Source organism: Rhodococcus ruber, from assembly GCF_027270735.1.
In the GTDB taxonomy this organism is placed as follows: Bacteria; Actinomycetota; Actinomycetes; order Mycobacteriales; family Mycobacteriaceae; genus Rhodococcoides; species Rhodococcoides rubrum_A.
This window is the reverse complement of sequence record NZ_JAPWIJ010000010.1, coordinates 48,548-64,528: the sequence shown is the minus strand read 5'-3', so window position 1 is coordinate 64,528 and position 15,981 is coordinate 48,548. Positions and strand designations below refer to the sequence as shown.

The following is a 15,981-nucleotide window of genomic DNA, read 5'->3' as shown; positions in this document are numbered from 1 at the left end:
TGGTCATGAAAAATTTCTCTCGAGCCGGCATGGCGGCGACTCTGATGGCGACAGCATGTGCGTTGTCCGGTTGTGCACCCACAGTGGGTGAACGAACCGAGACGTTCGAATTGACCGGGCAGCGTGTGGACATCGTGAACAGCAACGTGAACATGCCGGTCGATGTCTCGGAACGACCGGATCTCGCAGGGGTGGTCGTCACCCTGAAGACCGAGACCATAGGGAAAAGCGCGAGGATGCCGGACTGGTCGCTCGACGGCACCAGCCTGAACGTGGGGACACCCTGCGATGCGGGCTTCGTCGGATACTGTGAGGGGCGCTTCTCGGTCGTGGTCCCGGCCGGCACCGAGGTGTACCTCAACGGCAGTCCCGCGACCCTTCGCTAGCGCCATCGTGGCTCTGCGCTCGGAGGTACGCGAGAACGGTTGCGACTCTTCGGTTTCGATCCTCACTCGGCGGAATGTCGAGCTTCATCATGATGTTTCCGATGTGTTTGACGACGGCCGCTTCACTGACGAACAGCATTCGCGCTATCGCAAGGTTGGACCGGCCCTCCGCAACGACGGCGAGGACGTCGCGTTCGCGTGGGGTGAGTTCGTGCAACGGATCCCGCCGCCGCTCGATCATCGAGGTGATGACAGCTGGATCGATCGCGGTGCCTCCGGACTCGACCCGCCGGAGAGTATCCGCGAACTCCCGAACGTCACTCACCCTGTCCTTGAGCAAATATCCGATCCCGGCCGTGCCTGCTCCGTCGAGCAACTCCTTCATGTAGCTCTGCTCTACGTACTGGCTGAGTACCACCACCGGGAGGGTCGGGTTCTGCTTCCGAAGCTCGAAGGCCGCTGCGAGCCCGTCGGATCCGAGATCAGGTGGCATTCGAATATCAGTGATGACGAGATGCGGGTCGTGTCGACGACATGCGGCCAAGAGTTCGTCTGCGGAGCCAACAGCCGCCACGGTATCGAATCCATTGCGCTGCAGGATCATCTGCACACCCTCGCGCAGTAGGATGTTGTCCTCGGCGAGAACGACACGGATCAGCTTCTGTGTACCGGTGTGCACGTCGATCACGCCGCGCACACCACGATGGTGATGTCGGTGGGTCCTCCGACCGGTGAATCGATGGAGATTGTGCCGTCGACGGCGGCGAGACGGTCACTGATTCCGCTCAGACCACCGTCGCCGTTACTTCGGGCAGACGCTCCACCGCATCCCTCGTCGTGCACGGATACAAGAATCTCGTTCCCTTGCATGGTCCGCAGCACCACTTCGGCGCGACGCGCGGTGCTGTGTTTGACGATGTTCGAGAGTAGTTCGGAAACACAGAAATAGAGGTTGGCTTCGATATCGGGAGGCAGGCGCCGCCCAAGCCGGTCGTTCACCGAGACAGAGATCGCGAAGTTGTCCGCTATCTCGCGCACCGCGGCACCGAGGCCGTGGTCGATCAGCACCTGAGGGTAAATATTTCGCACCACTCGTCGCAGGTCGGCAAGACTCCTGTGGGCTTGGTGCTGGGCGCGCACGATGTCGTCGCGGCCTGGGGTGTCTGCAGGCAGCTCGGCGAGCGCGAGTCCCAAGGACATGCTCACCGACAGAAGCTGCGGTTGGACCGCGTCGTGTACGTCCCGCTCTATGCGGCGGCGCTCGACATCGAACGATCGCACTATGCGGGCACGGGATTGCGCTGTTGCGGTGAGATCGTGCCGCAGCCGTTGCTCGGGCAGAGTCAGTACTTGCTCCACGAATCGCACATGGCGTCGGACGAGGAGAGGCGATGCCCACACCAGAAGTCCGAGGACAAAGCTGCCGGCGGTGGCCGCAACGAGACCTTGCGGCAGAGTTGTGATGGTGACGGGACCGATTACCGCACTGTCACCGTTGACCGCGAGATACGGACTGAACACAGCAACCACCGACCCAATCACCGAAAGCAGCAGGGTGACCGCAACGGCCCCGCCGATCGTGACCATGACCACGCTGTAAGCAAGCGGGCGAATGATTGTCTTGGGCTCGCGCAGAACGACTTCCGGCCGGCTCGTCGGTGGTCTCGTGCTGACAGCGGCGGCGCTGGCCCAGTCCGCGCGGGCCAGCGCGGAGGACACAATCGGCAGACCGACGCCCAAGGCGATCAATCCGACTGCAGCGAGTGCGCCGGTGTATCCGGTCCCGAGATCGATGTCGGTGGCGGCGATCGATATCGGTGTCGCAAGCAGACCGGTCACGGCCATCGCAAGTAGAGTCCGTGTACTCACAGCAGCCGTGTATCGGACCGCCCGCCACGACTCGAGGAACCTCGGCGTGGACAGTGTCTGCGGTCGGCTCACTCACACATTTTAGGTTCTGTGGCTCCATTGCACGGTATGGCCAGCCCTACCCCTGTTGTTCGACCAACTCCTCCCCGAGGGGAGTGCGTACGTACAGCACCGATCGTCCTTGTCTGACGCGTCGCACCACCGCCGCTTCGCGGAGAACACGAAGATGCTGGCTCGCCGCGCTGGGTGAAACGCCCAATACGGCAGCAACCTCTCCGGTTGTCGTGGGCGCGTCGAGCAGCGTGAGAATCGTGGCTCGCTGGGTGCCCAGAAGATTGGTCAGCGCTCGGTTCGGAGCTGTCCGTGCCATGTTCCACACTGCGCCGCGCCCGCGGGCCGGATACACCAGAGACGGGGCCCGCGTAGGGCTCGTCTGAGTGATCGCGCCGTGCACGAACACCGACGGAATCAATGGAAGTCCACGTCCGTCGACGTCGACCCACACCTGGTCCTCGAGCCGATCGACCCACAGCACACCGTCGTCCCATCGAACTCGGGAATCGAGGTGCTCGAACATCTTTCGTGCCCCGAAGTGCGAGAGCTGTTGTGCTCGGTAGTCCACATCACCGTCCAGGACCGCGCGGATCCGGGCCCAGTCGGGTTGGAGGCACGTGGCCCAATACTGCGAGAGCGCCTGGACTGTACGGGTGCGCACCGCTCGGGCCGGACCGACGAGGACCGCAGGAATGTCAGCGGAGAAGGCGGCAGCGATATCGCGTCGCATCTCCACTGCCGGTGTCGCCCCGACAACGGCGATCTCGTCGTCGAAGGCCGGGGATTCGGTGGGCGGACGGGGAGCGAGAAAGTCCGGGATTCTGCCGTCGGGAGAGACCAACGCCGTCAGCATCTCGGTGTCACACTGCTGCCATGCCGTCCGGACGCGTCGACGCCACGGCTGGTGCAGACGGTGCCGATTCGGCGAGGTCCAGGCACGCAGGCTCAGGACCGTCTCGAACAGCGGCGAGACGGTCAACGAGGTATCCGCTAGGTCGGCGGCTCGGAGATGAAGTGCGAGCATGTAGTCCCACACTAAATGGTGGCGACCGGCAACCGTGCTCGGTGTACTGATCCACATGCCCATCGACTTCGAAGATCCAGCCAACGGCGACACCTATTCCGGCCGCGAGGCAGACTCTTCCTGGGTTGCCGCGATCACCGGTATCGTCGATCCGGTCGGCGCGCACGTCGTCGATCTCGGGTGTGGCGGGGGTACCTATGCGCGTGCGTGGCGCACGCTGGGAGCGCATGTCACAGCCGTCGATTCGAGTGCACCGATCCTGGAGTCCGCCCGCCGATCGTCGCCCGCGGACATCGTGTTCGAGTGTGCGCCCGCCGAGAGCACCGGCCTACCCGACGGCCTGGCAGACATCGTGTTCGCTCGCGCTCTGGTCCATCATCTGCCCGATGCCTCCGCCCTGGCTACAGAGATGTTCCGGCTGTTGCGGCCGGGTGGTCTCGCGATCGTTCAGGATCGGACGAGTGAGGACGCGACACTGGCAGGATCGCCGACCAATCCGCGCGGATATATCTTCGACGCGTTTCCCCGATTGGCGGACATCGAGTCTCGGCGACGACACGACGTCGACGACGTAGTGGCCGCATTCGCTGGGGCAGGATTCACCGATGTTGCCAGGCAACCACTCTGGGAAACTCGTCGACGCTACGGAAATCGCGAGCAGTACCTGACAGAGATCGCCGGCAGAACCGGGCGCTCCATCCTGCACGAACTCTCCGACGTCGAACTCGCGCAGTTGGTCGAGTATCTGCGTGGTCGCCTGGCCCCCGGTGAGTTGATCGAACGCGATCGCTGGACCCTGTGGACCGCCGTGGCCCCATGACTGGACTTCACCAACTGGTGCCGGGAACCAATCTCCCGACACGCCGGATCACTTTGCCGATGCGTGCTTTCGGAGTTTTCGGATCGTACGGACGGACTCGGTAGGGCACCTTCCCGTCCTCGAGGGGTATCGGCATCTCGCCTTTGGCGGCAGCGGATTCGGCGAACGTCCGGTAGTGCTGGTGCATCGTGCGGTCTTTGCCCTTGGGGGCGAATATGGCACCGAACTGTCCGAGTGTTCCCAACGGTGTGTCGATGCGTTTGGGCTTGTCGCTCAGTGCGCGGATCACCATCGCGGCGGCCTTTTCGGGTGAGAACACGGTGCCGACGTTCTTGTCGCCTGTGGGGGTGATCATCGGGGTGTCGACCAGGGGCATGTGGATGGTGGTGTAGGTGATTCCGTCCGAGAGTGTTTCTGCAGCAGCAACATCGGTGAAGCCGTCGAGTGCGGCCTTGCTGGCTACGTACGCCGAGAAGCGCGGAGGGTGTCCCAGTACCGCGGCACTGGAGATGTTGACGACATGTCCGAACTGGCGTTCGCGCATGTGTGGCAGCAACGCCAATACCAATCGAATCGCCCCGAAGTAGTTGACGGCCATGGTGCGTTCGTAGTCGTGCAACCGATCGGTGGATCGATAGAGCGACCGGCGGATGGATCGACCGGCGCTGTTCACCAGCATGTCGACATGACCGTGTTCGCTCAGAACGGTTTTGACGGTCTGATCCACCGATTCACTGTCGGTGACATCGCACGGGTAGCCGTATGCGGTGCCGCCCGATTCGCGGATGTGCTCGACCACCTCGTCGAGTTGATCTTGTCCGCGAGCCAGAAGAATGACCACTGCGCCCTTGCGTGCCGCCGCCTCGGCACTGGCTCGGCCGATGCCGGAGGACCCGCCGGTGATGATGATGTGACGACCGAACAGTGCTCCCCGCGGGTCGTCCCGGCGGTTGCGCTTGGGATCGAAGTTCTTCTGCCAGTACGTCCACACTCGATCTGCGTAGGTCCGCAGTGGCGGCGGCGTGATCGAGCTGCCCTGCAACGCTTTCTGCGTCGCTGCCGACTCGAACACCGTGGGCAGGGTCAGGTGATCGAGCATGACCGGTGGGACACCGAGATCGCGGAGGGCGGCGTTGCGCTGCTTTCGTACCGCTCCGGACTTGGGGGAGACAACCGGGGCAACCAATGCTCCGGGAACGTCGAGAACTTTCGCTCGGGATCCGGCCGCCGTCGAGAATGCGGCGTACACCTCCGCCATGGACTGCGGACTCGGGTTCACCAAATGAAAAACGCTGTGAGGTGCGGTGTCTCGGTGCACGAGCTCGACGATGGCGTCGGCCACGTAGTCGACCGGTACCAGGTTGGTATTGCCCATCTTCGGCACCGTGATCGGTAGCACGGAAGGTAGTTTGGCCAGTTGTGCAAAGAACGGAAAGAAGTAGTACGGGCCGTCGATCTTGTCGATGGCTCCGGTCTCCGAGTGTCCGATGATCGCGGCAGGCCGGTAGACCCGCCAGTCCACGGTGCTGTCGCGGACCAATTTCTCGGACTCGAACTTGGTGCGGTGATAGGCCGTCGGGAATCTCTGGCCGAGGTCGAAATCGTTCTCGGAGAACGTTCCTCGATAGTCACCGGCAACGGCGATCGACGAGATGTGGTGCAGGCGGGCACCGGTCCTTTGGGCAAGCGCAATCACCGAGGCGGTTCCGGCGACATTGGTCGGTGCCTGCTCGTCGCCTGCGGTCAGATCGTAGACGGCACCGAGATGGAGGATGTGGTCGATGTCGGACGGTACGTCGGAGAGTCCGAGCTCGGGCTCGGTGAGATCACCGATCAACGGACGAATTCGATCGCCGCCGTCGAGCTGCTGTGCATGTCGCTCGAGGCGAGCCACCGAGTTCGGACGCACCAGCGCGTGGATCACAGCGTTCGCATCACGCTCCAGCAGTCGGGGTAGGACGTTCTTACCGAGAAACCCGGTACCGCCGGTCACGATGTAGTTCGCCATGCGAGCCGACCTTACTCTGAAGTAAGTTCCTGGGCTAGTGGCCTATACCGGCTTTGTCGTGCACTTTCTTCATCCATGCCGGTGCCCACCAATTGGCCTCACCCATGAGCTTGACCAAGGACGGAACCAGCAGCATGCGGATGATGGTGGCGTCGATGATCAGGGCGAGAATGACGCCGAAGCCGAGAAACTTCATGATCGACAGACCGGAGATGGTGAACGCCCCGGTGACGACGATCAGAATCAGCGCTGCCGCGGTGACGATACGTCCGGTGCGCTGAGCGCCGAAGACCACGGCTTCTTCGGTGCTCGCTCCCGCCGCGCGAGCTTCGACCATGCGAGACATCAGGAACACTTCGTAGTCGGTCGACAAGCCGAAGATGACCGCGAGGATGAGGACCACGAACGTCGATTCGAGTGGTCCTGGAGTGACGCCGATCAGTCCTGCCCCGTGGCCTTCCTGAAACACCCACGTCAGGGCACCGAATGTCGCGCCCAAGCTCAGCCCCGCCATCAGAACGGCCTTGATCGGCAATACGATCGAGCCGAACGCCAGGAACAGCAGTACCAGCGTCGAGACGACCATGATCGAGATCATCACCGGTAGCCACTTCGCGATGGCTGCATTGCCGTCGTCGATGTTCGCGCGACCGCCTCCGACGAGGATCTCGGTACCGTCCGGAGGTGTGATCGAGCGCAATGCAGACACTGCGTCGGATTGGGATTCGGCCTCGGTCAGTCCACCGGTCGGTTCGCTGTAGGCCGCCTCGAGGGTCACGAAATCGTCTTTGGAACCGATGAATTCGGCGCGGGCGATACCGGGCGTGGATTCGACAGCCGAGGTCAGCGCTGCAATGGGTGCGCCCTGAGGCTTGACGCCGTCCAGGCCACGAAGAACGACGGTGGCACCGTCACCGGTCGACTCGAAGTCGGTGCCGAGTGTCTCGAACGCCATGCGCGCAGGGTTGTCTTTCGGCAACGCCGTGTAGTCGACCTCGCCGAGCGAGACCTTGAGGATCGGGGTGGCGATGATCAGCAACCCAGCGACGATGACGGCTGCGACGATCCCTGGATGCTTCATCACACGGGTGACCACACCACCCCAGAACTTGTGTGCGCGTGCATCGCTGCGATCGGACGCAGTACGCGACCAGGTCCAGGAATTGATTCGGGTGCCGAGAATTGCGAGCAATGCCGGAACGACGGTCAGTGACAGGGCCGCGGCGCTCGCCACCGCGGCCATGGCACCGAATCCGAGGGACCTGATCACCGCCTGGGGGAAGACGAGCATGCCGGCGAACGCACAGACCAACAGCAGTCCCGAGAAGACGACGGTCTTGCCTGCAGTGGCGACGGTGCGGACGGTCGCGTCGACCGACGTCGACCCGCTTCGCAATTCCTCGCGGAACCTGCTGACGATGAACAATCCGTAGTCGATGGCCAGGCCCAGTCCCAACAGAGAAGCCACGTTGATCGAGAACGAACTGACTTCGGTGAACTCGGTGAGGACACGCAGGATCGCCAGGGAGCTGAGCACGCTCAGGATGCCGACGAACACCGGAACCGCCGCGGCGATCACGCCGCCGAAGATGAAGATCAGCAGCAGCAGTGTGATGGGAACAGCGATGAGTTCCGAGCGGACGAGGTCGCTTTCGAGGGTCTCACTGAGCGAAACTCCGACCACCGACGCTCCGGCGAACTGCGATTCGACGCCGGGCACTTCGAGCTGGGGCGGAAGTTCGCCGAAGGTATTGAACGTGACGCCCGAGTTGGCGCCGAGGGATACCGTCACCAGCGCCTTCGTTCGGTCCTTCGAGACCAGGAATTCTTTGCTGACCGGGTCTGCGGTCCAGTACGAATTCACGTTGCCGAGGGTGTATCGACCGGTGAACTCGTCGAGCGTCGCCTGTACTCGGGGCCCGATGTCGTCGATCGTCTCGCCGTCGGGTGCGGTGTAGATCGCCACGATGTCCGGTGTCGGCTGACCGATGCCCTGCACCAACCGAGCCACCTCCGACGACTCACTGCCGGCGTCGGCGTAGCCGCCCTCGCTCAGTTTCGAGAAAACGCTCAGTCCCAACACCCCGCCGACGGCGACGACGGCAACGACGACTGCCAGCACCCATCGTTTGTGCGATACGACGAACGAGGCCCAACGGGTCACGACGGTGCTCCGGCTCTATGGAAGGGGTCAGTGGCGACTCGACTGTAGTTGATCGTGTCGGACCCTCGTGTTCTTATTAGAACAAGTGTTCGATGTAGCGGTGATGCGGTGTGGGAGGGCTAGATGGGATGGAACGACGGACCACCCACGTGGTCGGAGATGGAGCGCGTCCTGTCCGGGCGTCCCAAGCCTGCGGCCGAGGGCGACGGCGGCGACAGCCCGGCGTGGTCGCGAAAGAGGGACGTCTACGACCGCACCATCGACAAACCCGTGTTGTCTACGACGCCGTATGCAGAATTGCATGCGCACTCGGCGTTCAGCTTTCTCGACGGTGCCTCGCAACCCGAGGAGATGGTCGAAGAAGCGGTACGCCTCGGCCTCGAATCCATCGCCATCACCGATCACGACGGTTTCTACGGAGTCGTTCGCTTCGCCGAGGCGGCCAGAGCTCTCGGCATCGGAACCGTGTTCGGTGCCGAACTATCGCTCGATAGCGATCGATCGAGAGCCGGAGCGACCGACCCCGACGGCACTCATCTGTTGGTGCTCGCCCGCGGTCAAGAGGGGTATCGACGGCTCTCGCGTCGGATCGCGGCCGCGCATCTGGCCGGTGGGGTCAAAGGCAAGCCGCAGTACGACATCGACGAGCTCACCGACGCGGCGGGCGGGCACTGGCAGATTCTCACCGGTTGCCGGAAGGGTCATGTTCGGCAGGCACTCTCGCACGGCGGTCCGGAAGCGGCCGAGGACGCACTGCGCACTCTCGTCGACCGATTCGGTCCCGATCGCGTGACCGTCGAACTCACCCGGCACGGAGTTGCCGACGACGACGAGCGCAACGATGCGCTCGCGGCACTGGCTCGCAAGTACAGCCTTCCGATGATCGCGACCACGGCCGCGCACTACGCGAGTCCGCGCAGCAGGAGGTTGGCCATGGCAATGGCTGCGGTACGTGCGCGCAGCAGCTTGGACGAGGCCGCCGGTTGGATGGCACCGACGGGCGGCGCACATCTTCGGTCCGGGGCGGAGATGGCCGAATTGTTCGAGCACTATCCGGGCGCGGTACGCGGTGCCGTCGAGCTCGGTCGTGAGTGCTCGTTCGATCTGAAGCTGATCGCCCCACGCCTGCCGCCGTTCGAGGTTCCCGACGGTTATACCGAGATCAGTTATCTGCGGCGGCTCACGTTCGAGGGCGCGGCCCGACGCTACGGCCCGCAATCGGCGAATCCGGCGGCGTATTCGCAGCTCGAATACGAACTCGACATCATCGAGCGGCTCGAGTTCCCCGGCTATTTTCTGGTGGTCCACGACATCGTCCATTTCTGCAAGACACACGATATCCTCTGCCAGGGAAGAGGTTCGGCAGCGAACTCTGCTGTCTGCTACGCCATCGGCATCACCAACGTCGACCCGGTGGCCAACAAGCTGCTGTTCGAGCGGTTCCTGGCACCCGAACGCGACGGCCCACCCGATATCGACATCGACATCGAATCGGATCGTCGCGAGGAAGCCATCCAGCACGTCTACGCCAAGTACGGCCGCACCCATGCCGCTCAGGTGGCCAACGTCATCACCTACCGCGGCAAGTCCTCGGTACGAGACATGGCCCGCGCACTCGGCTTCTCGCAGGGGCAACAGGACGCGTGGAGCAAGCAGATCACCCGCTGGTCCGGAATCGGTGATCAGGAAGGTGACGGTATTCCCGAGTCGGTTCTCCAACTCGCGCGGCAGATCGAGGGATTCCCGCGGCACCTCGGCATTCACTCCGGCGGCATGGTGATCTGCGATCGACCGATCGCCGACGTCTGCCCGGTGGAGTGGGCGACGATGGAGAATCGCAGTGTGCTGCAGTGGGACAAAGACGATTGTGCCGCAGTGGGTTTGGTGAAGTTCGACATGCTCGGGCTTGGTATGCTCTCGGCGCTGCACTACATGATGGACCTGATCGCCGAGCACAAGGGCATCGACATCGACCTCGCCTCGATCGACCTGTCCGAGCCCGCGGTGTACGAGATGCTTCAACGAGCCGATTCGGTGGGGGTGTTCCAGGTCGAATCCCGCGCGCAGATGGCTACTCTGCCGAGGCTCAAGCCGCGTAACTTCTACGATCTGGTGGTCGAGGTCGCCCTGATCCGTCCCGGTCCGATCCAGGGTGGTTCGGTGCACCCGTACATCAAGCGTCGCAACGGGCTGGAGCCGGTGATCTTCGAGCACCCGTCGCTCAAGAAGGCACTCGATCGAACTCTCGGAGTTCCGCTGTTCCAGGAACAGCTGATGCAGATGGCCATCGATGTCGCCGGTTTCAGTGCCGCCGACGCCGACCAATTGCGTCGTGCCATGGGATCGAAGCGATCACCGGAGAAGATGGAGCTGCTGCGCGGGCGATTCTACGACGGGATGCGCGATCTGCACGGCATCACCGGTGAGGCTGCCGACCGCATCTACGAAAAGCTGTCTGCATTCGCCAATTTCGGCTTCCCCGAGAGTCATTCGCAGAGCTTCGCCTCGTTGGTCTTCTATTCGTCGTGGTTCAAGTTGCATCATCCGGCTGCCTTCTGCGCAGGCTTGTTGCGCGCCCAGCCGATGGGTTTCTACTCACCTCAATCTTTGGTCGCCGATGCCAGGCGGCACGGCGTGCTGGTGCACGGTGCCGACGTGAACGTCAGTCTCGGTCATGCGAATCTCGAGGGAGACGGCCTCGAGATTCGCATGGGGTTGGCCGATGTCAAATTCGTCGGTACCGCATTGGCTCAGAAGATCGTCGATGCCCGGAACTCGCACGGGCCGTACACCTCGTTCCTGGATCTGACGGGTCGCGTCGAACTGTCGGTTGCACAGGCGGAAGCACTGGCCACTGCCGGCGCACTGGGGTGTTTCGGCATCACGCGTCGAGAGGCGTTATGGGCTGCCGGCGCGGCCGCGGGGGAGCGGCCCGGTCTGCTCCCCGGCATCGGCGCATCGACGAAAGCGCCTGCGCTGCCGGGTATGACGGACCTCGATCTGGCGTCGGCCGATGTCTGGGCAACCGGGGTCTCGCCGAATTCCTATCCCACCCAGTTCTTTCGAGATCGGCTCGAATCTCTCGGGGTGGTTCCCGCGAATCGGTTGCTGCAGATCCCCGATGGAGACCGCGTCCTCGTCGGCGGTGCGGTGACCCATCGCCAGCGGCCCGCCACTGCCGGAGGTGTCACATTCATCAACCTCGAGGACGAAACCGGCATGGTCAACGTCGTGTGCTCGGTCGGATTGTGGGCCAAGTACCGCAAGTTGGCGATCACGGCTCCGGCGTTGCTGATTCGCGGCAAGGTGCAGAACGCAGAGGGTGCGGTGACCGTGGTTGCAGACCATCTGCAACTGATGGATCTGCGAGTCGCATCCAGGTCGAGGGACTTTCGTTGACCGGGCCGCACCGCTCGCGTGCACAATCGAGTGGTGAAGCTGCTGCTGATTGCCGACACTCATCTCCCGAAGCGTGCTCGCGACCTGCCCGACGAAGTGTGGGCGGCCGTCGACGACTCAGATGTCGTGATCCATGCCGGTGATTGGGTGGACCTCGCATCGTTCGAGGCACTGTCGCAGCGGTCGCGTCGTCTGGTCGCGTGCTGGGGGAACAACGACGGTGACGAGTTGCGGGCTCTGATGCCCGAGCGCGCCGACGTCTCGCTCGGCGGAGTTCGGTTCACCGTGGTGCACGAGACCGGTGCCGCGACGGGCCGTGAACGACGCATGGCGGCGGCATACCAGGAGACGGACGTCCTCGTGTTCGGGCACAGTCACATACCGTGGGACACCTTCGCGGACAACGGTCTACGGCTGCTCAACCCTGGATCTCCTACGGATCGGCGTCGGCAACCGTTCTGCACGTTCATGACGGCCGTCGCCGAGAACGGGGAGTTCGGAGAAGTCGAACTGCACCGCATCGCACCTCGTTAGTGGCGGCCGAGGCGTTCACATACCGCCGGCCACCCGAACGACGGTTCCGGTGGCGTACCGCGCATCGGCGGAGAGCAACCACGACACCGCACCGGAGATCTCGTCCGGCACACCGGGGCGGCCGAGGGGGATGTTCGACGCCATCTTCTGCGGCCGTTGTCGATCTCGGTGGAAGTCGGTTTCGATGACTCCGGGTGCCACTGCATTGACACGAATGTTCTGCGCGGCAACCTCTTTGGACAAACCGACGGTCAGTGCATCCACCGCAGCCTTGGCTGCCGCGTAGTGAACGTACATTCCGGGGCTACCGAGGGTGGCGGCAGCTGAGGAGATGTTGACGATTGCTCCACCCGATTCGGCCATCGCCGCGATCGCATATTTGCAGCAGGTGATCACCCCGATCAAGTTGACATCGAGGTCTGCTCTGATGGTCTCGATGTCGTTGTCCGCCAGCATCCCGACGGCGCGTGCCGAGCCTGCGTTGTTCACCAATCCGGTAAGGGTGCCTATCTCCGCGGCCGCTGCGAACAGGGTGGAGACCGCCTGCTCGTCGGTGGTGTCGGCGCGTACCGCGACCGCAGTTCGCCCGGTACTCGACAATTCGGTGGCGAGTGTCTCGGCAGCGGTGGCATCGGAGCGGTAACCGATCACCACATCGTGGCCGTCGGCAATCAGGCGTCGGGATACGGAGGCACCGATCCCGCGGCTGCCACCGGTGACGATGGTCAAGGGAGCGCTCATCGTTCGACAATAGCCACCGCGGAGAGGGCACAATTGCGGAAGCACCAACCGCGTTCGACGGAAGGAGGTCTGCGGTGATCGATCGGCCGGAGTTGGCCGCTTTTCTTCGGCAGCGGCGTGAGTCGTTACAGCCCGAGGACATCGGCCTTCCGCGTGGGCAGCGCAGGCGAACGCAGGGCCTTCGACGCGAGGAGGTCGCCGACCTGTGCCATATGTCGACCGACTATTACGCCCGGCTCGAACGTGGGTCCGGTCCTGCTCCATCGGAGCAGATGATTGCCTCCATCGCGCAGGGGTTGCATCTGTCGCTGGGCGAGCGTGATCACGTGTTCCGCCTCGCCGGGCACGCTCCTCCCGTGCGCGGGGTCTCGAGCGACCACATCAGCCCGGGATTGCTGCGGATTTTGGACCGCCTCAACGACACGCCTGCCGAGATCGTGTCCGAGCTCGGCGAAACTCTGCGCCAGACGCCGCTGGGCGCGGCATTGACCGGGGATGCGTCGTTGCGCACAGGGCCCAACCGAAGCCTGGGATATCGCTGGTTCACCGACCCCGCTACCCGGCGCTCGTACCCGCCCGACGAGCGTGCCGTGCTGTCTCGGGTGTATGTGTCGGGGCTGCGTGAGATCGTCACCCTTCGTGGGCCGGACTCCACAGCAGCGCATCTGGCCGCCGAGCTGCACGAGGTCAGCGAGGAATTCCGAACCCTGTGGGAGAAGCGTGAAGTGGGGGTGCATCCACCCGAGTCCAAGCGGTTCCTGCACCCGACGGTCGGCATGGTGCAACTGAACTGCCAGACCCTTCTCGACCCGGAGCAAGCGCATCGGCTGTTGGTGTACACGGCAGTACCCGGCAGCGAGAGCTACGCCAAATTGGAACTGCTCGCGGTGGTGGGAACACAGGTCCTGTCCTGACTCGGTGCGAGGTGTCGGGAGTATCAGTGGATCGGGAAGTCCTGGATAAGCCCGAAGCGGTAGTCGAACATGGGTTCTGCACGTCCGAGCCGGACGATCACAACACCCGAGGAGCTTGATATGGGCCGCATCGCAGATCTATCCATCCCCGACCTGAACGGAAAGCGCGCCGTCGTCACAGGAGCCAGCGACGGGATCGGCACGGTCATCGCGACGCGGCTCGCGCGCGCCGGAGCAGAGGTCGTCATGCCGGTACGCTCTGCCGCCAAGGGGGAGCGCGCAGCCGAGTCGATTCGGGCCGCTGCACCCGGCGCGCAGGTCAGCACCCGCGAGTTGGACCTGTCGTCATTGAATTCGGTTGCAGCGTTGGCGAGCGAGCTCGTCTCCGAAGGACGGCCGATCGATGTGCTCGTCAACAACGCAGGAGTCATGCAGCCACCGGAGCGCCAAGTCACTCGGGACGGATTCGAGCTGCAGTTCGGAACCAACCACCTCGGTCATTTCGCACTCACCCTCGGTCTCATGCCGCTTCTTCGGGCCGGCGGTGCTCGAGTTACCCATCAGACGAGCATCGCGGCGCGATCGGGGACCATCAACTGGGACGACCTGAACTGGGAGCGTTCCTACGACGTCATGAAGGCATACAGTCAATCGAAGCTCGCGGTGGCCTTGTTCGCCCGCGAACTCGACGCACGCAGCAGAGCCGGCGGGTGGGGAATCACCAGCAATATGGCCCATCCCGGAATTTCACCGACCAATCTGCTTGCGGCCCAACCGGGTCTGGGGCGACCGAAAGACTCCGCAGGAAGGCGGCTCATCGGTGTGCTTGCCCGCGTCGGCATCGCGGGAACCGTGGACAGCGCCGCGCAACCGGGCGTTATCGCCGCGGCGGGTACAGCCTCGCGCGGTGATCAGTTCGTCGGCCCCACTCGGTTGATCGGCGGACCGCCGGCCGAGGTCGGGCTGTGGAAGCCACTGCGCAACATGGACGACGCACGCCGGCTGTGGGAGGCGTCCGAAGAGCTGACCGGCTCACGACTCTCGTCCTGAAGCGATCGACTTCGGCTGCGGCGCATCGACTGTCAGCGCGGTGTCGGCGCAGGCTCCCGGGCATGGTCGACCAAATCGTGCACCAACCCGATGATGACATCCATCTGAGCGATCACCTCGACGCGCAGACGGTCCTGCTCCTCTTCGGGCATGTCCGGTGCGTCGGGCCGGTCGAGAGACATCAGTAGGTCGATGTTCGTCCGCAGTGCCGTCAACGGCTGCATCAGTTCGGCACCTGCATCGACGATCAACTGCCCTTGCCGTTCTCGCGATCGCGACAGCGCTGCCAACATCTCGTTGAAGCTGTTGGCGAGTGACGCCAGTTCGTCGTCTCCGTTGACGTCGATGGGCTCGAAACTACCGGTTCTGGCGACTCTCTCGGTGCCCGCGCGGAGGCGCCGGACCGGTCGGAGTCCGGTTCGAGCAACAGCCGCACCGGCGACACCGGCCAGCGCGACAAGAAATGCCCCGACGAGAACGAGAGCCAGCGTGAGTTTGGCGAGTAGCGGCGACGCTTCACCGAGTGACTCGGCCACCATGATGGTTTCGCCGGCGTCGGTGCGTTCGGCGGAGATGTAATACCCGCGTACCTCGCGCAGAGATCGGTCGACGCGGCCCTCGACGACTGCTTCTTCCGGGTCGTCCAGAGCGCCGTTGGAGTTGGTGAAGGGATCGGTGCCGTTCGTCGACGTCACCAATGCGCCATCCGTTGTCACCAGCGCGACTTTCGCTGCGGTGCCCTCGGTGTCTTCGATGCCGAAGCCGAGCAGGCTGGCAGGCAAGCCGGACGCTGCGCTGGCGATGAGTGCGTCGCTGTTGCGGCCGACGCGGTCGATGATCTGCGAACGTAAGGCCTGCTCGGCGACGAGATAGATCGCCAGTGCACTCACCGCTACGGCGAGGGCCGCCACACTCATCGTCAACACTCGTATCCGGCCGTGCAACGACAACGCCCTCGGGCGAGCGGCCGCACGCGAATTCCTCATTTTTCGAGTATGCCGGTCGACGCGAGTGCACT

The 15,981-nt window shown here is 63.6% G+C and carries 13 protein-coding genes; 6 read left to right on the top strand and 7 right to left on the bottom strand.

Annotated elements, in window-relative coordinates; genetic code table 11:
• Positions 1–5 precede the first annotated feature (5 nt).
• Entirely contained in the window at positions 6–386 is a 381-nt protein-coding gene (locus tag O4220_RS21790) for a hypothetical protein (RefSeq protein WP_269607580.1), read from the top strand.
• On the opposite strand, the gene O4220_RS21785 is transcribed toward O4220_RS21790, so the two are convergent.
• From O4220_RS21785 to O4220_RS21775, 3 genes are all read right to left on the bottom strand, one after another.
• Positions 358–1,041, bottom strand: coding sequence for a response regulator transcription factor (locus O4220_RS21785; RefSeq protein ID WP_332112870.1), 684 nt, complete (start codon positions 1,039–1,041; stop codon positions 358–360). The genes O4220_RS21790 and O4220_RS21785 overlap by 29 nt on opposite strands.
• 29 nt (positions 1,042–1,070) lie before the next feature.
• On the bottom strand, positions 1,071–2,255 hold the full coding sequence (locus O4220_RS21780) for a sensor histidine kinase (protein ID WP_269607578.1): 1,185 nt from the start codon (positions 2,253–2,255) through the stop codon (positions 1,071–1,073).
• A 118-nt stretch (positions 2,256–2,373) separates the two neighbouring features.
• Entirely contained in the window at positions 2,374–3,333 is a 960-nt protein-coding gene (locus tag O4220_RS21775) for an ArsR/SmtB family transcription factor (protein ID WP_269607577.1), read from the bottom strand.
• A 55-nt stretch (positions 3,334–3,388) separates the two neighbouring features.
• On the opposite strand from O4220_RS21775, the gene O4220_RS21770 reads away from it, so the two are divergent.
• Positions 3,389–4,153 (top strand): class I SAM-dependent methyltransferase, encoded by a 765-nt coding sequence (locus tag O4220_RS21770; protein ID WP_269607576.1) that lies wholly within the window; start codon positions 3,389–3,391, stop codon positions 4,151–4,153.
• A 7-nt stretch (positions 4,154–4,160) separates the two neighbouring features.
• Here the strand turns inward: O4220_RS21770 and O4220_RS21765 are convergent, their stop codons facing one another.
• Both O4220_RS21765 and O4220_RS21760 read right to left on the bottom strand, forming a co-directional pair.
• Positions 4,161–6,161, bottom strand: a complete 2,001-nt coding sequence (locus O4220_RS21765) for an SDR family oxidoreductase (RefSeq protein WP_269607575.1) — start codon at positions 6,159–6,161, stop codon at positions 4,161–4,163.
• Between the two features lie 34 nt (positions 6,162–6,195).
• Positions 6,196–8,325, bottom strand: coding sequence for an MMPL family transporter (locus O4220_RS21760; protein ID WP_269607574.1), 2,130 nt, complete (start codon positions 8,323–8,325; stop codon positions 6,196–6,198).
• A gap of 123 nt (positions 8,326–8,448) precedes the next feature.
• Here O4220_RS21760 and O4220_RS21755 point away from each other — a divergent pair, with 123 nt between their 5' ends.
• Complete coding sequence (locus tag O4220_RS21755) at positions 8,449–11,724, top strand: error-prone DNA polymerase (RefSeq protein WP_269607573.1); 3,276 nt, start codon at positions 8,449–8,451, stop codon at positions 11,722–11,724.
• Between the two features lie 33 nt (positions 11,725–11,757).
• Positions 11,758–12,258 (top strand): metallophosphoesterase family protein, encoded by a 501-nt coding sequence (locus O4220_RS21750; protein WP_269607572.1) that lies wholly within the window; start codon positions 11,758–11,760, stop codon positions 12,256–12,258.
• Between the two features lie 15 nt (positions 12,259–12,273).
• Here O4220_RS21750 and O4220_RS21745 read toward each other — a convergent pair whose 3' ends face one another.
• Positions 12,274–12,999, bottom strand: coding sequence for an SDR family NAD(P)-dependent oxidoreductase (locus tag O4220_RS21745; protein WP_269607571.1), 726 nt, complete (start codon positions 12,997–12,999; stop codon positions 12,274–12,276).
• A gap of 74 nt (positions 13,000–13,073) precedes the next feature.
• Here O4220_RS21745 and O4220_RS21740 point away from each other — a divergent pair, with 74 nt between their 5' ends.
• Positions 13,074–13,913 carry a helix-turn-helix transcriptional regulator gene (locus O4220_RS21740; RefSeq protein ID WP_269607570.1) on the top strand — a complete coding sequence of 280 codons (840 nt, stop codon included), beginning with the start codon at positions 13,074–13,076 and terminating at the stop codon, positions 13,911–13,913.
• A gap of 120 nt (positions 13,914–14,033) precedes the next feature.
• The gene (locus O4220_RS21735) at positions 14,034–14,963 is read left to right on the top strand and encodes an SDR family oxidoreductase (protein WP_269607569.1); all 930 of its coding nucleotides are present in this window, start codon (positions 14,034–14,036) and stop codon (positions 14,961–14,963) included.
• 32 nt (positions 14,964–14,995) lie between these two features.
• On the opposite strand, the gene O4220_RS21730 is transcribed toward O4220_RS21735, so the two are convergent.
• Entirely contained in the window at positions 14,996–15,949 is a 954-nt protein-coding gene (locus tag O4220_RS21730) for a HAMP domain-containing protein (protein WP_269607568.1), read from the bottom strand.
• Positions 15,950–15,981 lie beyond the last annotated feature (32 nt).